At 29.8% G+C, this 21,562-nt stretch carries 26 protein-coding genes; 24 read left to right on the top strand and 2 right to left on the bottom strand.

Annotated elements, in window-relative coordinates; all coding sequences use genetic code 11:
• Positions 1-73 precede the first annotated feature (73 nt).
• The 13 genes from BMX42_RS00635 (at position 74) to BMX42_RS00580 (ending at position 6,450) form a co-directional block, all read left to right on the top strand.
• Positions 74-547 carry a PA2169 family four-helix-bundle protein gene (locus tag BMX42_RS00635; RefSeq protein WP_177169087.1) on the top strand — a complete coding sequence of 158 codons (474 nt, stop codon included), beginning with the start codon at positions 74-76 and terminating at the stop codon, positions 545-547.
• 142 nt (positions 548-689) lie between these two features.
• Entirely contained in the window at positions 690-1,448 is a 759-nt protein-coding gene (locus tag BMX42_RS00630) for an MlaE family ABC transporter permease (RefSeq protein WP_091308731.1), read from the top strand.
• A 5-nt stretch (positions 1,449-1,453) separates the two neighbouring features.
• Complete coding sequence (locus tag BMX42_RS00625) at positions 1,454-2,188, top strand: ABC transporter ATP-binding protein (protein WP_091306816.1); 735 nt, start codon at positions 1,454-1,456, stop codon at positions 2,186-2,188.
• 15 nt (positions 2,189-2,203) lie between these two features.
• Positions 2,204-3,154 (top strand): MlaD family protein, encoded by a 951-nt coding sequence (locus BMX42_RS00620; protein ID WP_091306813.1) that lies wholly within the window; start codon positions 2,204-2,206, stop codon positions 3,152-3,154.
• Between the two features lie 241 nt (positions 3,155-3,395).
• Positions 3,396-3,620, top strand: coding sequence for a hypothetical protein (locus BMX42_RS00615; protein ID WP_091306810.1), 225 nt, complete (start codon positions 3,396-3,398; stop codon positions 3,618-3,620).
• A 10-nt stretch (positions 3,621-3,630) separates the two neighbouring features.
• Entirely contained in the window at positions 3,631-4,014 is a 384-nt protein-coding gene (locus tag BMX42_RS00610) for a hypothetical protein (protein WP_143055574.1), read from the top strand.
• A gap of 2 nt (positions 4,015-4,016) precedes the next feature.
• Positions 4,017-4,427, top strand: a complete 411-nt coding sequence (locus BMX42_RS00605) for a low affinity iron permease family protein (protein WP_091306804.1) — start codon at positions 4,017-4,019, stop codon at positions 4,425-4,427.
• 98 nt (positions 4,428-4,525) lie between these two features.
• Complete coding sequence (locus BMX42_RS00600; RefSeq protein ID WP_091306801.1) at positions 4,526-5,059, top strand: hypothetical protein; 534 nt, start codon at positions 4,526-4,528, stop codon at positions 5,057-5,059.
• 72 nt (positions 5,060-5,131) lie between these two features.
• A complete protein-coding gene (locus BMX42_RS00595; RefSeq protein WP_091306797.1) occupies positions 5,132-5,317 on the top strand; it encodes a CsbD family protein in 186 nt (61 codons plus the stop codon).
• An 18-nt stretch (positions 5,318-5,335) separates the two neighbouring features.
• The gene (locus BMX42_RS14445; protein WP_143055573.1) at positions 5,336-5,488 is read left to right on the top strand and encodes a lmo0937 family membrane protein; all 153 of its coding nucleotides are present in this window, start codon (positions 5,336-5,338) and stop codon (positions 5,486-5,488) included.
• A 23-nt stretch (positions 5,489-5,511) separates the two neighbouring features.
• On the top strand, positions 5,512-5,742 hold the full coding sequence (locus BMX42_RS00590; protein ID WP_091306794.1) for a YtxH domain-containing protein: 231 nt from the start codon (positions 5,512-5,514) through the stop codon (positions 5,740-5,742).
• Between the two features lie 13 nt (positions 5,743-5,755).
• On the top strand, positions 5,756-6,130 hold the full coding sequence (locus tag BMX42_RS00585) for a hypothetical protein (RefSeq protein WP_091306790.1): 375 nt from the start codon (positions 5,756-5,758) through the stop codon (positions 6,128-6,130).
• Positions 6,127-6,450 (top strand): hypothetical protein, encoded by a 324-nt coding sequence (locus BMX42_RS00580; protein ID WP_091306786.1) that lies wholly within the window; start codon positions 6,127-6,129, stop codon positions 6,448-6,450. Before BMX42_RS00585 ends, BMX42_RS00580 begins: the two co-directional genes overlap by 4 nt.
• A 104-nt stretch (positions 6,451-6,554) precedes the next feature.
• Here the strand turns inward: BMX42_RS00580 and BMX42_RS00575 are convergent, their stop codons facing one another.
• Positions 6,555-8,351, bottom strand: coding sequence for a BamA/TamA family outer membrane protein (locus BMX42_RS00575; RefSeq protein WP_245748194.1), 1,797 nt, complete (start codon positions 8,349-8,351; stop codon positions 6,555-6,557).
• Between the two features lie 177 nt (positions 8,352-8,528).
• On the opposite strand from BMX42_RS00575, the gene BMX42_RS00570 reads away from it, so the two are divergent.
• From BMX42_RS00570 to fsa, 9 genes are all read left to right on the top strand, one after another.
• The gene (locus BMX42_RS00570; protein WP_091306781.1) at positions 8,529-9,059 is read left to right on the top strand and encodes a hypothetical protein; all 531 of its coding nucleotides are present in this window, start codon (positions 8,529-8,531) and stop codon (positions 9,057-9,059) included.
• Positions 9,060-9,170: 111 nt separating this feature from the next.
• On the top strand, positions 9,171-9,560 hold the full coding sequence (locus tag BMX42_RS00565) for a DUF983 domain-containing protein (RefSeq protein WP_091306777.1): 390 nt from the start codon (positions 9,171-9,173) through the stop codon (positions 9,558-9,560).
• Between the two features lie 72 nt (positions 9,561-9,632).
• Complete coding sequence (locus BMX42_RS00560) at positions 9,633-11,048, top strand: MBL fold metallo-hydrolase (protein WP_091306773.1); 1,416 nt, start codon at positions 9,633-9,635, stop codon at positions 11,046-11,048.
• A gap of 10 nt (positions 11,049-11,058) precedes the next feature.
• Positions 11,059-11,382: a hypothetical protein gene (locus BMX42_RS00555; RefSeq protein WP_143055572.1), complete on the top strand. Its 324-nt coding sequence runs from the start codon at positions 11,059-11,061 to the stop codon at positions 11,380-11,382.
• 74 nt (positions 11,383-11,456) lie between these two features.
• Positions 11,457-13,055 carry a hypothetical protein gene (locus BMX42_RS00550; RefSeq protein WP_091306765.1) on the top strand — a complete coding sequence of 533 codons (1,599 nt, stop codon included), beginning with the start codon at positions 11,457-11,459 and terminating at the stop codon, positions 13,053-13,055.
• Between the two features lie 35 nt (positions 13,056-13,090).
• The gene (locus tag BMX42_RS00545) at positions 13,091-13,276 is read left to right on the top strand and encodes a hypothetical protein (RefSeq protein WP_091306762.1); all 186 of its coding nucleotides are present in this window, start codon (positions 13,091-13,093) and stop codon (positions 13,274-13,276) included.
• 87 nt (positions 13,277-13,363) lie between these two features.
• On the top strand, positions 13,364-14,278 hold the full coding sequence (locus BMX42_RS14590; RefSeq protein ID WP_245748193.1) for a DUF3667 domain-containing protein: 915 nt from the start codon (positions 13,364-13,366) through the stop codon (positions 14,276-14,278).
• Positions 14,279-14,282: 4 nt separating this feature from the next.
• On the top strand, positions 14,283-15,086 hold the full coding sequence (locus tag BMX42_RS00535; RefSeq protein WP_091306758.1) for an SDR family oxidoreductase: 804 nt from the start codon (positions 14,283-14,285) through the stop codon (positions 15,084-15,086).
• 76 nt (positions 15,087-15,162) lie between these two features.
• Entirely contained in the window at positions 15,163-15,819 is a 657-nt protein-coding gene (gene fsa, locus BMX42_RS00530) for a fructose-6-phosphate aldolase (protein ID WP_091306754.1), read from the top strand.
• A gap of 96 nt (positions 15,820-15,915) precedes the next feature.
• On the opposite strand, the gene BMX42_RS00525 is transcribed toward fsa, so the two are convergent.
• On the bottom strand, positions 15,916-17,319 hold the full coding sequence (locus tag BMX42_RS00525; RefSeq protein WP_091306751.1) for a TlpA family protein disulfide reductase: 1,404 nt from the start codon (positions 17,317-17,319) through the stop codon (positions 15,916-15,918).
• Between the two features lie 153 nt (positions 17,320-17,472).
• Between BMX42_RS00525 and BMX42_RS00520 the strand changes: the two genes are divergently transcribed.
• Positions 17,473-19,092 (top strand): ABC-F family ATP-binding cassette domain-containing protein, encoded by a 1,620-nt coding sequence (locus BMX42_RS00520; protein ID WP_091306748.1) that lies wholly within the window; start codon positions 17,473-17,475, stop codon positions 19,090-19,092.
• Positions 19,093-19,223: 131 nt separating this feature from the next.
• The gene (locus tag BMX42_RS00515) at positions 19,224-21,527 is read left to right on the top strand and encodes a TonB-dependent receptor (protein ID WP_091306744.1); all 2,304 of its coding nucleotides are present in this window, start codon (positions 19,224-19,226) and stop codon (positions 21,525-21,527) included.
• Positions 21,528-21,562 lie beyond the last annotated feature (35 nt).

Raw genomic sequence — 21,562 nt, 5'->3', positions numbered from 1 at the left:
ATATAACACTTTAATTGCTCATTATATAGAATTTTACACTATGAATAATCAATTCGCAATAAAATTTTATAAAATGGAAAACATAACGGAACATAACACTGTTGATGTCTTAAATTCATTAATTATAATCAATAATGATAGAATTGAAGGTTATAAAATTGCATGTAAAGAAACGAAAGAAACAGATTTAAAAACGCTGTTTTCAAACTTTATACAAACTAGCGAACAATGTAGAATTGAATTAGCTGCTAAAGTTGCTAAACTTGTCGGATCATCAAATGAGAGCACAAGAATAATTGGGGATTTTTTTATTGATTTGATGGATGTTAAAGTCGCATTAACGGCTAACAACAGAAAAGCAATTTTAGATTCGTGTAAATATGGTGAACGTGTAGTATTAGAAACATATAAAAATGTACTAATTCAAGATGTTAATGATATCAATTCAAAAGAACAAAATATGCTAAACATGCATTACGAACTATTAAAATCTGATTACAATAAAATTGAAGAATTACGCATCGCAATTAGTAATAAAAACGAATAAAGTAAATGTGTTTTTTGTAAAGAGAAGAAGTAATTAAATACTCACCAAAATGTAGTTTTTGGTACTAACAAGAATCATTTTTTGTAGACTGCAAACTTTCTAAAAAAACTTGTAGATTTTCCTTAATTAAAATAAAAAAATGATGCACACCTACCTTAAAAATATATTTGAAGATACTGGAAAAGTCACTTTGTTTACTGGAAGGTTTTTTAAAGAAATTATAAAGCCACCTTTTCAAATTAACGAGTTTATTAGACAATGCTATGCTATTGGCTACAAATCATTGCCATTGGTTTCCATTACTGGATTTATTATGGGATTGGTTTTAACAATTCAATCGCGACCAACAATGATTCAATTTGGAGCAGAAAGTTGGTTGCCAAGTATGGTGTCATTATCATTGGTAAGAGAAATTGCGCCAGTAATTACAGCGCTAATTTGTGCAGGAAAAATTGCATCTGGAATTGGAGCCGAATTAGGTTCGATGAAAGTTACAGAACAAATTGATGCGATGGAAGTTTCGGCTATAAACCCTTATAAATATTTAGTCGTAACCCGAATATTAGCCACAACATTAATGATTCCAATTTTAGTGCTATATGCTGATTTAATTGGTGTTTTTGGAGGTTATATTGGCTTTAATGTTCGTGGAAGCATGAGTATGTTTGCGTATTTTTCTGAAGTAATTGAACATTTGGATTTTATAGATTTTATCCCAGCTGTAATTAAAACATTTTTCTTTGGATTTTTTATTGGTTTAATTGGCTGCTATAAAGGATTTAATGCTTCAAGTGGAACGGCAAGTGTTGGTATCGCAGCGAATGAAGCTGTTGTTGCAGCATCACTTTCCATTTTTATACTTGATATGTTGGCCGTTCAAATAACCGATTTATTCTTCTAGAAATCATGGAAACTAAAGCAATTATATCAATTAAAAACCTGAGTAAATCATTCGGAGATAATGAAGTGCTTAAAGATGTAAACTTGACCGTGAATAAAGGTGAAGATTTAGTGATTTTGGGTCGATCCGGTTCAGGAAAATCAGTTACGATAAAATGTTTAGTCGGATTAGTTGAAGCTGATAAAGGTGAAATTTTAGTTTTTGATACAGATGTTACAAAACTAAAAGATAATGAACTCAATGAAATTAGATCCAGAATCGGATTTATGTTTCAAAATGGTGCTTTGTATGATTCAATGTCGGTACGACAAAATTTAGCATTCACATTAAAACATCATACCAAAGAAGTTTCTGATGAAGAAATCGAAAAACAAATAATCGAAGCTTTAGAAAGCGTAGGTTTAGAAGATGCTATAGATAAAATGCCAGCAGAATTATCAGGTGGAATGCGAAAACGAATTGCTTTAGCAAGAACTTTAATCATTCAACCCGAAATTATTTTATATGACGAACCAACATCAGGTTTAGATTCTATAACCTCAAGAGAAATAAGTGAATTAATTCTTTCTGTTCAAAAAAAATATAAAACCTCATCCATCATTATTACGCATGATATGGCATGTGCAAAACTTACAGGTAACAGAATTATGATTCTTAATGAAGGCGTAATACATGCAGAAGGAACCTATTCCGAACTAGAAAAAAGCACTGACGAATGGGTGCGATCTTTTTTTATTTAATTTAAAAATAATAGTATGACAAAGAATTCGAATTATACATGGAAACTAGGAATGTTTGTCATTTTAGGACTAGCCTTGTTTATGATAATCATTTATTTTATTGGAAATAACAAAAACTTGTTTACTTCAACCTTCGAATTAAAATCGCAGTTTAAAAACGTTAGTGGTTTGAAAGAAGGAAACAATGTTCGTTTTTCGGGAATTAATGTGGGAACTGTAAAAGAAATTGAATTTCTTTCAGATTCTGCAGTTATGGTCAAAATAATTGTTAAAGAAGAAGTTCAACAATATATTAAAACAGATGCTATTGCTAGTATTGGTTCAGATGGGTTAATGGGCGATAAAGTTTTGACTATTTCTCCAGGAAGCTCTTCAAATAAAATGGTTAAAGACAAAGGAACTATTCGTTCAATGACAACTGTAGATATGGAGGATTTAATGAAAGGTTTGAATAAAAGTGTGGAAAATGCTCAAATTATAACCGAACAATTATCTGAATTTAGTACCAAAATTAACAAAGGAAAAGGTGCGTTAAATAAGGTTTTAACTGATGAAGAATTTGCTGATGGACTAGATAAAACAATGCAAAATTTAAAAACGAGTTCTGATGAGTTTGTTGCGTTTACTACAAAAATGAACGATAAAAACGGAACCTTATCAAGATTAATGACAAATCCTAATTATGCCAATTCGGTTGAAAAAACATTAGACAACTTAGAGAAAACTTCTAACGAATTTGAAGTGTTTTCTAAAAGACTTAATAATGACAAAGGGATTTTATCCAAACTTGTTGGTAATGAACGTCTAGCAACATCTTTAGATTCTTCTCTTATAAATATTGAAAAAGCTTCAAAAAATATAATTGAAATTGAAGAAGCCGCTAAAAATAATTTTTTACTTCGAGGTTATTTTAAGAAAAAAGAAAAAGCATTGGAAAAGAAAAATGCTGCAATGTCAGGAAATTAAATCTAGGAATTATGAAACATTTCGAGCATATTCTATAACAATCTTGTTTCATAATCTGGCTAAATTTGAGTATATAAAAAAGAGATAGTCTTGAAGTTTTTCAATATCCAAAAAGGAAACGAAAATGTGTAATAATACAGGTTGTCATCAAAAAATCAACAGCGTATTATCTTGACAAATGAGTTTGCGAACTTGGGTATTTAACTTTTCGACTTTCTCCTTTTTTAAACCTTTGATACTTATGAAAACGGAAGCCGAACTAAATAAAAACATTGTGAAAATGACTATGACAATTCGCAATGAATTCCCTGAATTAATGAAATTTCTTGGCGAAATGCCCCAAACAATTCCAGATAAGGGAAACCCAGAAATCAACATTAAAATTCTTCAAGAATATTATGATTCCTTAGAAGATTTACTTAGAAAATATGCGCCTAACCATAATGGTTTTATCAATAATTTTTAAAATTCATACCATGGAAACAATCAATAAAATAGCGGTTTATATGGATCATTTTATGGCAAACATAATTGAATATACCCATACCGCAGCATTAGTAAAAACAATAAAATCTGAGTTCAATCATTTTGAAAAAGAAAGAATTTTACAAAAAGGAGAAAGTCACATGCACAATAAAGAGCAAGATTTTCAACTAGAGTTTTATTTAAAACTTAAAGATGAATTACTAGATTATAAACACGTTTTGCTATTTGGTTCAACTAATGCAAAAACTGAATTCGCAAATATTTTACAAGCAGATATTAAGTTTTCTGATGTAGAAATAATTATTAAAAACACAGATAAACTTTCAGATAATGAACAAATAGCATTTGTAAACGATTGCTTTTATATCCATTAAAAATGAAGGAGATTTATTTCAATGTGGAACGGAATTTCGAAAAATTAGTTTCACTAGCAACTAAAATTTTAGGGAATTCTATCACATTTATTTTAGCTTGTATTTTAGTTTTATTTTGGTGGATTACCACTTTGTTTAAGTCAAATGATTTGCATCAAAATATAGGCGATTTCATTTTTGGAACTACTTTTTTGAGTTTGTTTATCATTCAGAAATCATTCAATAAATATTCTGCATTAATTCATTTAAAAGTGAACGAATTGATTGCTTCCCATGAAACCGCAAATAATTCTATAATAGATTCGCATCAAAAAACTGAACACGAAATTAGAGAATTATCTAAAGAATATATTGAAAGTGAGGAAGATTTAAATAGTAGAATGAATGAAGCAAATACAGATAATCAAATTTAAAACTATGAATAATATAAGTTTTCTCTGAAATCTTGTAACCCACAATAGTCTTATTAGAGAGACCTTTACAATATTAAAAATAACTTAAACTTTTAGACATGAAAAAAATAGTATTGGTTGCTAGTTTGTTAATAGGATTAACATTTAGTGCACAAGCTCAAAATAACTCGAAGAACGCGCTTGGTTTGCGTTTAGGAGATAACGACGGATTTGGTGGTGAAGTTTCTTACCAAAGAAAATTAGCTAAAAACAACCGTTTAGAATTTGATTTAGGTTGGAGAAACAGTAATAATGTGGATGCCATTAAATTAGTAGGTTTATACCAATGGGTTTGGAACATTGACGGCGGATTCAACTGGTATGCAGGTGTTGGTGGTGGATTAGGAACTTGGAGCTATGACAATAGATATTATTATAACAATGGAAATGGAAATGGAGATTTTTATTATGATGGTGTTGATGATAGTGGTGCTTTTGCATTAGTTGCTGGAGATATTGGTATCGAATATAATTTTGATATTCCATTACAATTATCATTAGATTTTAGACCAGAAATTTATTTCAATTCGGACAGATTTAGAGAAAATAGTTTCGGACCAGATATCGCATTAGGTGTTAGATTTCTTTTCTAATACTTAACAATAGTAAAACTGATTACGCTTTTAAAATTAAGAAAATTCTTTCTTAATATAAATATTATAGCTATGAACACAACAGAATTAAAAGGAGATTGGGAAGTACAAAAAGGGAAACTCAAACAAAAATTTGCCAAATTAACAGATAACGATTTGTTATTTGTTGAAGGAAAAAAAGACGAAATGTTAGGAAAGCTTCAAATTACTTTAGGGAAATCTAAAGAAGAGTTGCAAAAACTAATTGAAAAATTATAAACTATAAACTATAAAATCATGAGCAATTTATTATATACTATCGCGGTGATTTTGATCATTTTTTGGGCTATCGGATTTTTTGCTTATAGCGCAGGATCAATTATTCACATCTTATTAGTTATTGCAATCATTGCAATATTATTAAGACTTATTCAAGGAAAAAACGTATAATTAATCATTTAAAAATAGAAGTTATGGATTCAGGAAAAACAGCCTTAGGCATTGTATTAGGAATTGGTGTAGGAGCATTATTAGGTGTATTATTTGCACCAGATAAAGGTTCAAAAACAAGAAAAAAAATCATGGATAAAGGACATGATTTTGCAGATGGATTAAAAGGCAAATTTGATGGCTTGTATCAAGATGTCACTGATAAATATGATACTTTATTAGAAGATGCCAAATCGATGGTTACTCCAAAATAAAATCTAAATCAAAATGGAAAACAACACAACAACAATAGAAAAACTGATTGAAAAAGCAGAAATTTATAGCAAAACTACGCTTGAATTATGTAAATACGAAGCGGTTTATAAATCGGCAGATATATTTTCTAATTTGGCAGTTAAACTAGCCATAACTATTGTTGTTGTTATGTTTCTGCTTTTTGTTAATATTGGATTAGCGCTTTTTTTAGGCGATTATTTAGGAGAAATGTATTATGGTTTTGTTGCAATCGGTTTATTCTATTTGTTTATCGCAATATTGCTTTATATTTTCAAAGATCAATGGATTAGAAATCCTGTTAGTAATTTTATTATCAGTAAAATATGCAATAGCGATTCGAAATTTTGTAATACCGATTCGAAATGAAAACTATAAATCAAAAAAGGGAATTGGAAGCAAAAATTACTCTTCTAAGAAGTAAGCAAGCGGAAGATTTCATAAATCTTAAAGATCAATATCATGTTACAATTGATAGTTTTAAACCTTTCAATTTAATTAAAAATACATTAGAAGATGTAATTACATCACCAAACATTAAAGCGAATTTAATAAACGGTGCGTTAAGTTTAGGTTCAAATTATTTGACTAAAAATGTATTAAATGAAGATTCCAAAAATCCTATAAAAAGAGTTTTGGGTAAAGTATTAAAATTTGCATTGAAAAACTTTATTGAAAAAAAAGGATGAAAATCTAGTAATATAGATTGAAGCTTTTTGTTTCAATAAAATGAAAACCGACTCGAAAGTGTCGGTTTTTTTATGTCTTAATTGCAATGAGAAAATGTTACTTATCAATAAGCAATTAAGCTTGGTTTTGATAATTCGAAATTCTGTAAACTAAAATCAGATGTAGAGTTAGCATTAGTTTTAAATATCGAATTGCCATCTGGAATATTCGGATAATAAGACAACGAGAACTGAAAGGAATTAAAAATCAAATAATCATTACTAATAATCACGCCTACACTAATTTTAGAATAGAGCTTACTTTTACTAAATCCAATGTCTTTCTGACCCAACATTCCGGCTGTATAACTCAAATATGGATTCAATCTGAAACCAATAACTCGCCAAGGCGAATAACCCTGCGTTTGAACAGTCATTAATAGTTTCTTTGTTCCAAATAACGTTGAGCTACTGAAACCATCAATTCCATTATCATCGTCATTTAAAGTAAGCCTGTCCTGGTTAGTATTTAATCTGTTATTACCAATAATTAATTGTGGTTTAATAAATTGTCGGAATTTCCATTTTCCAATTTCTAGCAAATTTGTAAAATAGGTAAATCGTAAACTGGTTGCGGTCTGATTGGTTTTTCCTAAATCTAAAAAAGTTCCCGTTTCTAAATTTCCACTCAAATAACCAAATTTGAAATAATCACCAATTTCAACTCGTGCACCAGCATAAAATTTATATTCTCCATATTTTTTCTGATAACCTGTGGTGATATTGTAAACAAAACCTGATGCCACATCTTCCACCACATTAAAATTGAAAATATACTTGTCTTGTGTAAACTTTCTTGACGAAATGCCTAAACTTATTAAATACAATTTTTCGCTAGAATAAATATTTAAGCTATCTGGATTAATAAAAGGTTGCTCCGTAAAATTTTTATTGTAAAATCGGGCACTTGTAATAAAATTAGTAGTTCTACTGTATTCAGAATTTCCTTTGAAAATTCGAAAAGCATGTCCAGCCCAATAATCTTGATAATTGAATTTTGCATTTTGAATTGCTTCAATTTGATTCAAATCGGATGTTAAAACTTTATTCAAATTTTGCCCTAAATTAACACCAGCTGCCCATCGAGTATAAGAGGAAAAAAAAGGACGTTCAATGTTTATTGACTTGGCAAAGTTTCCATCTAAATCAATTTCATAATTCAATCTCGTACTAATAAACGAATTCAGAATCGTTGGTATAAAATAGCTTATACTGTAGCCTTCTTGATTACTCTTAAGGCTTTTTATGTACGAGTTTGAAAATTCGTGACCTAATCCAAATATGTTTTTTTCTTTTAGATAAAATTTTGATTTCGAAGTAGAAGTAGAAGCATCTGGAATCAAACTCCAGGAATCTAAAACTCGAATATAAACATCTACAGAATCTCCTGAAACTACTTTCATGTGTGAAGTTACACTTCTGGTAAAACGCTGACTCCTAATTAATCTTTCCGATTCTTTTATTAATAAAGAATCTAATGGCTTGTTTCTCTTTATTAAAAGCAAATTCCTTATCGCAATATTTTTGGTTTTTAGATGTAAAGCATTCCCAGCTTTTTGAGCGAAAATTTTTGGCTTTTGTGTGGAATCAATATCAGAATATCCAAATGGATCCAAAGTTGTAATTTCTATATTACGAATTATTTTTCCTTCGTATTTGTTGTAAATATTGGTTGGGTTTTTTTTCTTTTTTTTTGACTTTTTGACTTTCTCCTTAGCAACTGGATTAAAAATTAGTTTATGAACAAATTTGGTAAACTTTCTTTTCTTAGAATATTTTTCAATGTCACGATATCCTTTTGATGTATCTTTTTTAATCTCAGTTTTTTGCGCAAGCGAAAGTTGATAACAAAAAAGTATCAAAACAAAAAATAGAGATTTGTGCTTTAGAAACATTCGGATTTTAATTACCAAAATTAGTATTAAAAACGTTGAAATGCTATTTATATGTGAATTATGAAACATTTTAGCAAAATTATGACAATTAAAATTTAGAACTTGCACGTAAATTTGTAATGTAACAATCTAACACATAAAGATATGAAATTAGTAATTTTAAGTACAATAGCATTTTTGTTCTCAATTCAAATTGAAGCGCAAAATACACAGACGGAAGTGAAGACTAAAACTACAACAGTAAAAGATTCAGACGGAACTCACAAAACGGTTAAAACCGAAGTAATCAAAAAAGATCAAAAAATCGTTCTAGGTGATGAAAAAGTAGGTACAAAAAATATTCCTACAGTAGATTCGCCAGTAGAAGTAACTAAAATCACAAAAATTACTAATCCTGATGGAACAACCAGAACGGTTGATGTAGATAGAAGTTCTTACTACGAATCTAATGGAAAAATATACAAATTAGATCTTGACGCTTCAGGTTATATTATCACGCAAGGTGAAATGAAAGCTTTATTGAGAAAAACATCAACAAATAGTTATATTTTCAGATCAGGTAATAGAACTGCCATTGGTTATTTCGATACCGATGGAAATTTAGTTGTTGAATTTTATGATGATAAATTAGATATTGTAAATATTGAAAAATATGTTGTTGTCAAAAAACAATAAGAAAATAGAAGATTAATTAAAATCGATTCATTCACTTGAGTCGATTTTTTTTTGTAACAATTGTAACTGTATGACTTTTTAATAAAGAGTATCTTTGTCAGAAAATAAGTTATGTTTAAATTTTTAAAAAATTTATTCTCATTTAAATGCCCACGTTGCCACGAAGGGAATTTGTTTGTTAATAAATGGTACAATTTTCCAAACGGAAATAAAATGGTTGAAAAATGTAATGTTTGTGGACAAAGAACAGAAATTGAACCAGGTTTTTTTCAAGGAACAGGCTATGTTAGTTATGGTTTAACCGTAGGTTTTTCTTTAATAACATTTGCAATTTGGGTCTTTGTAACTGGTTATACTTTACAAAACAAAGAAATTTTTTGGTGGCTACCAATTAATATTTTCTTCTTAATTATTTTACAACCTTGGATTATGCGTTTGTCACGAGTTATTTGGTTAACCGCATTTTTTCATAGCGACGATGAATTTTTTGAAAAAAAATAATCTTATGATAATTATCACAAATTTATTTAAAAATTACAGCTAAATTTGTATTAGATTTTAATAAAAGAACAAATGAATATAGAACAAATTTATACAGGTTGTTTGGCACAAGGCGCTTATTATATTACTTCAAATGGAGAAGCTGCTATTATTGATCCACTTCGTGAAACATCTCCATATATCACAAGATTAAAAAACGATAATGTTAAACTAAAATATATTTTCGAAACGCATTTTCATGCTGATTTCGTTTCTGGACATTTAGATTTAAGCAAACAAACGGGCGCTTCAATTGTGTATGGTCCAAATGCAAATCCCGATTTTGAAATCATTTCTGCCAAAGATGAACAAATTTTTGAAGTAGGAAATATCAAAATTAAAGTATTGCATACACCTGGTCATACAATGGAAAGTACTTGCTACTTATTGATAGATGAAAATGGTAAAGATCATGCTGTTTTTTCTGGAGATACGCTATTTATTGGTGATGTTGGGCGACCAGATCTAGCTCAGAAAGCTGCAAGCATGACACAAGATGAATTGGCAGGGATTTTATTTCATTCTTTAAGAAATAAAGTAATGGTTTTAGCTGATGATGTTATTGTTTATCCAGCACATGGTGCAGGTTCGGCTTGTGGAAAAAACATGAGTAAAGAAACGGTTTCCACTATTGGTGAACAAAAAGAAAAAAATTATGCGTTGCGTGCGAACATGACAGAAGCAGAATTTATTTCAGAAGTTACAGATGGTTTATTGCCACCACCAGCATATTTTGGGATGAACGTTGCCATGAATAAAAAAGGGATTCCAAGTTTTGAGAATGTTTTAAATAATGGAATGAAAGAAATTAATGCGAATGAATTTGAAGCAATTGTAGAAGATTCTGGAGCTTTAATTTTAGATACAAGAAACAGCGGTGATTTTGCAAAAGGATTTGTACCTCAATCGATAAACATTGGAATTAATGGTGATTTTGCTCCTTGGGTTGGCGCTTTAATTGCAGATGTGAATCAGCCAATTGCTTTAATTACAGAAATTGGTAAAGAAGAAGAAACAGTAACTAGGCTATCTCGTGTTGGTTTTGATAACATTTTAGGACACTTAAAAGGTGGATTTGATGCATGGAAAGCTGCAGGATTTGATGTGGATACGGTTAATAGAATTTCTGCAGAACAGTTCGAAAAAGAAGTAAAAATAGGTGAAAGCAAAATTATAGATGTTAGAAAAGAAGGTGAATACGAAGCAGAACATGTTGAAGACGCTTTCAGTAAACCATTAGCTTACATCAACAATTGGGTAAAAGACATCAATCCAAACGAACATTTTTTCTTACATTGTGCAGGTGGATATCGTAGTATGATTGCAGCATCCATTTTACAAGCACGTGGCTACAGAAATTTCTCTGAAATTGATGGTGGCTTTAATGCGATTGCTAAAACAACAGAGTTACCAAGAACTGATTTTATTTGCCAAAGTAAAGTTTTGTAAAAATAAATTAATGAGATTATTTGCAATAATATTTTGTTTCTATTTAACTGCATTAATGGCTCTTCCATCTGTGAGAGTTATCAAAATGCAGTTAAGTGAAACGTGCAAATCATCTTCTTGTGACAATAATGATTTTGAAAGTGGTTGTTGCGAAAAGGGTAAAATCATTATGAGTTTAAGTTTTACACCTGTGAATTATCTACAATCAAAACTATACAAAGCACCTGTAAAAACAGTTGTTATTACTTCAAAAAAAGAGAAGATTTATTACCAAGAAAATCTTATTTCTAAGTACCAAAATTCCATTTGGCAACCTCCGAAAATTATTTCATAAATATTTCAGTTTAAATTATTTTACTGCTAAATCTGTTCATAGATATTAGTGGAATAACTTAATGCTATTTATAAATGAAAAAATATTTTATCATTGTAATCTTACTTTTTTATAAAGTAAGTATTGCACAAATTACGTTTGACTATAACGTACAACTTACACCTATAGCTATTCCAGGTTTACAAGGTTTACATTCTTATGCTTTTGCGCAACATAACGGAAAATGGTTAATATTAGGTGGAAGAAAAGATGGTGTTCATGCCAGACAACCTTTTAATGCATTTCCAAACTCGCAAAACAATTCTAATATAATTGTAATTGATGTGGAAACGCAACAGGTTTGGTCTACACCATTAACTTCATTAGCCACAGGTTTAAAAGAACAATTGCAAGCAACCAATATGAATTTTTATCAAGATGGTGACGTTTTATATATTATTGGAGGTTATGCTTTTTCAGAATCACTAAATGATCATGTGACTTTTGATAAATTAACCAGTATTCAAGTGCCAAACTTAATTGATGCTGTTATCAATGGAACTTCAATTTCTTCTAATTTTAAACAAATTACCAATCCTATATTTCAAAATACAGGCGGACAATTAGGGAAAATTGGAAATGAATTTTATTTGATTGGTGGACAAGTGTTTACTGGGAGATACAATCCAATGAATAATCCAACTTTCGAACAAAGTTATATCAACAAAGTACAGAAATTTACGATTGATAATTCAGGAACACAACTGAGTTATAATAATTATTCTTTTGTGGAAGATGTAGTGCATTTGCACCGTCGTGATTATAATTTGGTGCCGCAAGTTTTTCCGAATGGGGAAGAAGGTTATACCATTTCATCAGGTGTGTTTCAAATTAATGCCGACCTGCCATTCTTGTATCCAGTTGATATAAAAGCAAGTGGCTATTTTCCACAAACTCAGTTTAATCAATATTTAAGCAACTATCACAGTGCAAAAGTAGGTTTGTATGATGGAATTGAGAATAAAATGCACAACTTATTTTTTGGTGGAATTAGCAGGTATTATTACAATGGAACGACATTGGTTCAGGATGATGATGTACCTTTTGTAAAAACAATAAGTAGAACAACGCGTGTGGCAAACAGTGATTTATCAGAATATAAATTAGAGGTTGAAATGCCAAATTTAAAAGGCGCTGGCGCAGAATTTATTCCAAATAAAAACTTGCCGCATTATTCTAATGAGGTCATAAAATTAAATGATATTACTGCTAATGAATTTGTGATTGGTCATATTTATGGTGGAATTGACAGTCCTTCAATAAACCCATTTACTAACAATGAAACTAATACAACAAGTGCTGGAGCAACCATTTATGAAGTTAAATTAATAAAAAATGCCATTTTAGGACAAAGTAGTATTGACGGGAAAAATGAATTTACTTTTACAGTTTCTCCAAATCCAACCAAAGAAAATTCGGTTTCAATTCAGTTTTATTTGCCTTATGTAGCCACTTTAGATTATTTTGTGACTAACGAAAGTGGCCAATTGCTAGATGATGGTGAAATTGACGAATTAAAACAAGGAAACAATACGATGACTTTTAATTTAGTAAATTCTGAAGATAAAATTCAGGTCATCACATTTGTTTTAGACAATAAATTTTATTGTACTAAAAAAATAATAATCAATTAATAACAAATAATAGTAACCAATTTAAATCAAACAGAATGAAAAAATTAATTTTAGTAGTAGCAGTGGCATTTTTATTTTCAACAACTACAAATGCCCAAGAACCAAAACAAAAGAAAAAAGTGAAAACAGAAAAATCTTGTTCTGTAAACGGTAAAAAGTGTTGTGGAGAATCAGACAAAAAAGAAGCTTCTTGCGATACAAAGAAAAAAGACAAAAAGTAATTTGCTTTTAAAGTAGTTTTAAAGTGCATACAAACTTTTGTATGCACTTTTTTTTATTTAGTTTTACAAGATTAAAACTTGAAAACAATGAGTCACGGTAAATTAAGAGAAGATACAACTTGCCTAAACTGCGGAGATGAAGTTACTGTACGTTTTTGCCCTACTTGTGGACAAGAAAATACAGAAACTAAAAAATCATTTCATTATTTATTTACGCACTTTATTGAAGATTTAGTGCATTACGATAATAGCTTTTGGAAAGCCATAAAATACTTATTGTACACGCCTGCAACTTTGTCTATAATTTATTTAAATGGTCAAAGGAAAAAGTTTATGGCGCCAGTTAAGCTTTTCATCTTTATCAACTTTTTTGCTTTTTTTGTATTTAATGCATTTGTTTTTCATGATGTGGAAGATATAGTTACAACAGGAACAGAGTATAATGATAGTTATTTTAATAAAAAGAATGTTTTTAACGAACAAGTAAGATTTATTGGAGGAAAAAGAGCAAATAATAACTCGGAAAAAACGTGGTTAGATATAAATATCAACGATAAGATGACCAAGTTAAATCAGAAATATACCATCAGAGAAATTAATAAAATGATGTTTAATAAAGCGATTTCTAATTTACCTAAATGGATTTTCTTCTTTATGCCGTTTTTTGCTTTTGGATTATGGCTCACACATGATAAAAAGAAATGGTGGTTTTTTGATCATGGTATTTTTACCTTTCATTATTTTTCAACTCTTTTATTAATACTTTCATTTTCTGCCATAATTTCAACTTTAGTTGGCTTAACTCCTTATGAATGTAACAGCTGGTACGAATTTGCAGTTTTTCTAATTCTTCAAATCATCTTCTATAAATCGTATCGAAAATTTTATCAAGAATCTAGAATTAAAACCTTTCTTAAATTCTGTTTTATCTATTTCTTTAATTTTGTGATGCTATTTATTATTATGTTATTAGCCTTACTTCATACTGTATATATTTTATAAAAAAATGAAAAAAGTAATACTTATCACTGGTGGTTCATCAGGAATTGGAAAAGCCATCGGTGAATTCTTATCGGAAAAAGGATTTGTGGTTTATGGAACGAGTAGAAATGCTTCGGCTATATCAAATTCAAAAATTAAATTAGTCGATTTAGATGTAAGAAATTCGGATTCAATCAAATCTTGTATCGCTAAAATTATAGAATTAGAAGGAAGAATTGATGTGTTAATCAATAATGCTGGAGTAGGAATAACTGGACCGTTAGAAGAAATTCCGTTAGAAGAAATTAAAAATAATTTTGAAACAAATGTTTTCGGACCAATAGAAACCATGAAAGCGATTTTACCACAAATGCGTACTCAAAAAAGCGGTTTAATCATCAATATTACTTCTATTGCGGGTTATATGGGATTACCTTTTAGAAGTGTTTATTCGTCATCAAAAGGAGCTTTAGAATTAATCACAGAATCGTTACGAATGGAAACCAAATCATTTGGAGTTCACATTACAAACGTTGCGCCAGGAGATTTTGCGACAGATATTGCTTCACGCAGATTTCACGCGCCAGTTATAAAAGGTTCAGCTTACGAAAAAGTATATCAAACACAATTAGACATGATGAACGAACACGTTTCAGGCGGAAGTAATCCAATAGAGATGGCTGTAGCGATTCATCAGATTATCGAAACAAAAAATCCAAAAATTCATTATAAAGTCGGCGCTTTTATGCAGAAATTCTCTATCGTTTTGAAAAGAATTTTGCCAGATAAAATGTACGAGAAAATCCTAATGAATCACTATAAATTATAATTGAAACTTGAAATTGAAGTTTTATATCGTAATTTTGTAAAAAGAATAAAAGTCAACTTAATTAAATATACAGAAAATGAAATTTTTTATTGATACAGCAAACTTAAAAGACATCGCGGAAGCTCAAGAATTAGGTATTTTAGATGGTGTGACTACAAATCCGTCATTAATGGCTAAAGAAGGCATTACTGGAAAAAATAATATCTTAAAACATTATGTAGATATTTGTAATTTAGTGGATGGAGATGTAAGTGCAGAAGTGAATGCGCTTGACTTTGAAGGCATGATTAAAGAAGGAGAAGAATTGGCAGATTTGCACGATCAAATTGTGGTGAAATTGCCAATGACTAAAGATGGAATTAAAGCGTGTAAATATTTTTCAGATAGAGAAATTAAAACAAACGTAACTTTAATATTTTCTGCTGGACAAGCCTTATTAGCTGCTAAAGCTGGTGCAACATATTGTTCACCATTTTTAGGTCGTTTAGATGATATTTCAACGGATGGTTTAAATTTAATTGATGAAATTCGTCAAATTTATGACAACTATGGTTTCGAAACTCAAATCTTAGCCGCTTCAGTTCGTCATACGATGCATGTTGTTAACTGTGCGAAAATTGGAGCCGATGTGATGACAGGACCATTGTCGTCAATTACAGGATTATTAAAACATCCATTAACTGATATAGGAATTGCTCAGTTTGTTGCAGATTACGAAAAAGGAAATAAATAATTTTCAACACATAAATAAAAAAGGCGTTCAGTTAATTTGAACGCCTTTTTTATTATTTATTTTGTCATGCTGAACTAGTTTTAGCATCTTATAATTTTATTTCAAATAACTTTCAAAGTTTGCATCAAACATACTCACAAATGCATTATTTATAGAACCATTTTTATTTATAAGCATCGTTCTATATACTTTATTAATTACCCATTTGTCTTTCAGTTCTTCAAAATTTGGAGCTCTTAATTCAATAGAATTCGTAAAGTTTTTCTCTTTAATTTCCTTTACCCAATCATTTTGTGAATTATGAATGTTCACAGCAATGAATTGAATATCTGGATATTTCGTTTTAAGTTCATCTACTTTTTTATGAGAATAAATAGCATGTGATTCTGCTTGTTTTGTCCAAAAATAAATAATGGTTTTCTTAGTTAGTAAGTCTTTAATTTTTACAGGCTTATTATTCACATCGAACAAAGTAACATCTGGTAAAATACTATTGCATTTAAGTTTCTTAATGGTTTCAGCAGTTTGCATTACATCCGCTTTCAATTTGGGATCTGAAACTATTTTAGAATATAAACTAAAAAACTTCCCATTATTTATGGAACATTGATCCGATAATAAATACATATTAGCCACATTATTAATTACTAAATCTTTAACGTGTTTGTCTCTAATTAGAGTATCGGCAATTTGTAGTTTTTTAATATTGTTTTCTAAACTCATATCATCCAAATGACCTTTAGAATCTGTTAAAACAATATTATTCAACATACTCGTCATATAATTAATAAATGGAATATAATGCAATAAACTAGGTTTGTTTACATCGATTTTCTTTCTATAACTATAGTACGATTTTGGTAAATTAGTTTTGATACTTTTACCTGTTTTGAATTCATATATGATTGGATAAATCTCTTTTTTGTAGGCGTAATTCAATTCGATATTCGCTTTTGCAATTTCATCAAACTCTTCAGACCAGTTAATAAACGATTTTCTTTTGTTGTATAATTTTGTTGTATTTTGATAAGAGGAATCAATATATTTTGAAAAGAATTTTTCGTCTTTTTCATACATTCCAAACATATTGTTTTTTAAGTTTTCGTCTTTCAAAAATAACTCCATCATGAAATTATTTTTTTCATCGCCACGTCCACAAAACATTAAAGTGTTGTCAAAATCATTGCTGTTTAAACGAACCATAATACTATCGTTCTTGTCAAAAAACACATATTGATATTCTGCTTCGTCTTTAAAACTATATAATCCTGGAGTTAATGAATCGAATTTATGGAAAAAGCGATTTTCTTTATCTAAATAAAAAGTATCAATAACTTTATCGTTTTTCATGAAAACAATAAAATTACTTTTTGGATTCTCAATTTCACCACCAAAATAAGCTACTTGATTGCCGCCAATCATGCCATCTTTACATGAGGTCATCGATGTAAGTAGAATTGAAAGTAATATAAAATTAATATAAGAGTATTTTTTTAGCATAGGGGCGTTTTTATTAACGTAACAAATATATTTGAATAAAAATAGTAATCGTGTTAATATGACGTTAAAAATACTTAACAGAATTATAAAAATAAAAACTGTGAAAACTCGCACATTTTTGTTAATTTTGCCGCAAATTAAAACAAAAAATACATGCTTACAATTTCTAATTTATCGGTACAATTTGGTAAAAGAATTTTATTCGACGAAGTAAATACTACTTTCACGCAAGGAAACTGTTATGGAATTATTGGTGCTAACGGTGCCGGGAAATCTACATTTCTTAAAATAATTGCTGGTGAAATGGATCCTACTGCAGGTAGAGTAATTTTAGAACCAGGAAAACGTATGTCGGTTTTAAACCAAAACCACAATATGTTTGATGAATATACGGTTTTAGATACGGTATTGATTGGAAATAAAACCTTACACGCTGTTAAATCGGAAATGGACGCTTTGTATGCAGATTACGATGATAAAAATGCAGATAGAATAGGTGAGTTGCAATTGAAATTTGACGAAATGAACGGTTGGAATGCAGAAAGTGATGCAGCTTCTTTATTATCAAATTTAGAAATTGGAGCTGAACACCATTATACTGCAATGGGTGAATTAGAAGGAAAATTAAAAGTTCGTGTGTTATTAGCACAAGCTTTATTTGGTAATCCTGATGTGTTAATTATGGATGAGCCTACCAACGACTTAGATTTTGAAACAATTGGTTGGTTAGAAAATTTCTTAGCAAATTATGAAAACACCGTTTTAGTTGTATCGCATGACCGTCACTTTTTAGATGCGGTTTGTACACATATTTCAGATATTGATTTTGCGAAAATTACACACTATTCTGGAAACTATACATTCTGGTATGAAAGTAGCCAATTAGCGGCTCGTCAGAAAGCACAACAAAACAAAAAAGCAGAAGAGAAGAAAGCAGAATTAGAAGAATTTATTCGTCGTTTTAGTGCCAATGTTGCGAAATCGAAACAAGCAACTTCTCGTAAGAAAATGATTGAAAAATTAAACTTAGATGAAATTAAACCATCTAGTAGAAGATATCCTGCCATTATTTTTGAAACGGAGCGTGAAGCAGGTGATCAAATTTTAAATGTGCAAAACTTATCAGCATCACAAGATGGCGAATTGCTATTTAAAGATGTGCATTTAAATATGGCTAAAGGCGATAAAATTGTAGTTTTCTCTAAAGATTCTCGTGCTACAACTGCTTTTTACGATATTTTAAATGGATTGAAAAAACAAGATTCAGGAACATATGATTGGGGAGTAACCACAACACAATCGTATTTGCCAGTTGAAAATCACAGCTTTTTTGATGATGTAGATTTAAACTTAGTGGATTGGTTACGTCAATGGGTGAAAACAGAAGAAGAACGTGATGAAGTTTATGTTCGTGGATTCTTAGGAAAAATGATTTTTTCTGGAGAAGAAGCATTGAAAAAATGTAATGTGTTGTCTGGAGGAGAAAAAGTGCGTTGTATGTTGTCTCGTATGATGATGATTAGAGCGAATGTTTTAATGTTAGACGAACCAACCAATCACTTAGACTTAGAATCAATTACAGCGTTTAACAACTCGTTAAACAACTTTAAAGGTTCGATTTTGTTAACAACACATGACCACGAATTTGCTCAAACAGTTGGAAATCGTATTTTAGAAATTACTCCAAATGGTGTTATCGACCGTTACATGACGTTTGACGAATACTTAGAAGACGATAAAATAAAAGAATTACGTACAAAAATGTATAATTAATTTACGATTACAGATTTTAGATTTACGATAATATATTTTCAGAAAATCCCGAGTTTAGACTCGGGATTTTTTTTTGTAATCGAATTAAATATTATTGTATTTTTGAAAACCCAAAATTAAAATTTAACCTAATGAATAACCTACTAAAATGGATTTTTGTTTTATTCGTCATGCAAAATTCCTTCTCTCAAACTACTATAAAAGGTTTTGTCTCAGATAAAATTACAAACAATCCAATCTCAAATGTTTATGTTTTTATTAGTGAATTAAATAAAGGTGTAACTACTGATGAATCTGGAAATTACGCTGTAATATTAAAAGCAAAAGGTAACATTCAACTTCAATTTTCACATGTTGGCTATGAGTCATTTGTAAAACAAGTTCCAGTGAATTCTCAATTTAATGAAATTCAATTAGATGTTCAATTGGAAAATCAAGTTATTGAAATTAATAAAATTGTGGTTTCAAATTCATTCATAAATGAGCAAAAAAACAATACGTTCAAAGTAGATATTGCTGATAGTAAAGACATTCAAAAAGTTGGTGGTTTCACCATTATGGATGTTATAAATAAGATTCCAGGAATTGATGCCACTACTACTGGAACATTAATTTCACGACCAGTAATTAGAGGTTTATCAAGTAATAGAGTATTAACTGTTATTGATGGTGTTCGTTTTGAAACACAACAATGGGATGATGAACACGGAATTGGTGTTAATGAAAATGGTGTAGAAAGAATTGAAGTCATAAAAGGACCAGAAAGTTTATTATTTGGTCCGGAAGCTATGGGCGGAGTCATAAATTTCGTAAAATCAAAACCAGCAGCAGTTGGAACGACTAAAGGATCTTATTTTTCATCAATGTCTTCTAATAATTTAGGTTGGAGAGCTTTGGCAAATGTTGATGGCGCCAAAGAAAAATACAATTGGGGTGTTAGTGCATTAGGAAAATTATATTCTGATTATTTCATAAACAATCAATCTTTCAGAACACCAAATACGCGTTTGTTAGAATATGGTTTAAAAACATATATTGGTACAGATAGAAAATGGGGTTCAACTAATATATCGTACAATTATAACCAAGCTTTTTTTGGAATTTTAGATGGAAAAGACATTTCTTTTGGTCCAAACGGGGAATTAATCAACACAGATGTAAACGAAAAAGAAAAATATCCATTCGAAATTGAAGCACCGTTTCATGCAGTAGTGGATCACAGATTAACATCAACTTCAACGTTTCTAACAGGTAAATCTAAATTTGATGTCATTGTAGGATATCAAAACAATCATCGTGCAGAAAATGAAGAACTTGCTGGTGTAAAAAAAGGCTATAAGTATGTTGATATGACTTTGCAGACTGTAACTTATAACGTAAAATGGTATGCGCCAAAATGGAATAATTTTAGCACAATTATTGGTTCACAAGGGATGTTTCAAAATAACAAAAACAATAATGGAACCGCAACTATATTGATTCCAGATGCAGCTGTAAACGATTTAGGTTTTTTTGCAGTAAGTAAATTTGATTATAAAAATTTCAATTTTACTGTCGGAACACGATATGATTCAAGACAATTAGATACTGAAAACACATCAAGTGTAAATTATGCCATTCCGGCAATATCTAAATCATATGAAAATGTGAGTTCTTCTGTAGGATTAGCTTACACGATTGCAAATAGTTTAACATTAAGAACAAGTTTGGCAAAAGGATATCGCTCGCCAAATTTAAATGAATTAACTACAAATGGATATAAATTGGAATCGAGAAGATTTGAAGTTGGAAATGCAAATTTTGAAAAAGAATATAACAATCAATTTGATTTCAATGCAACTTATGTGACTTCATCTGTTACTATTGAGGGTTCTTATTTTTTTAATTCTATTTGCAATTATATATTTATTGCTCCAACAGGAAATTTAGTGCCAAATAATACAAATCCTTCAGAATTAGTTTCAGAATATAAATATTATCAAACAAATGCCGAATTAACCGGTGGTGAAGCACGCTTAGATATTCATCCAAAAACAGTAAAATGGTTCCGATTTGAAACTAAATATGCCATTTTAGAAGGTAAAAGAACAGATAATGATTCTTTCTTACCAATGATGTCGCCAACTAAATTAACTAACACAATTTATTTTAATTTCAACGATTTTAGAAAATTCTCGAAAACATCATTTAATGTGAGTGTTCCTTATACATTCGCTCAAAATAAGATTGAGGAAAATGAGTTAAAAACGAAAGGTTATTCGTTATTAAATTTCGGACTTTTTACAACATATAAGAAAACAGAAATTACTTTAACTGCAAACAATGTGTTGGATAAAGAATATGTCAATCACATGTCGCGTTTCAGACAATTTGGAATTTCTGAACCAGGTTTAAATATAGCAATTGGTGTTAGAATTCCACTTGATATTAAATAAGAAAATCTTACTATTACAAATAAAAAATCCCGAGT

Source organism: Flavobacterium terrigena (genome assembly GCF_900108955.1).
GTDB lineage: Bacteria > Bacteroidota > Bacteroidia > Flavobacteriales > Flavobacteriaceae > Flavobacterium > Flavobacterium terrigena.
The sequence above is the reverse complement of the archived record's forward strand: the minus strand, read 5'-3'. Positions and strand labels throughout refer to the sequence as shown.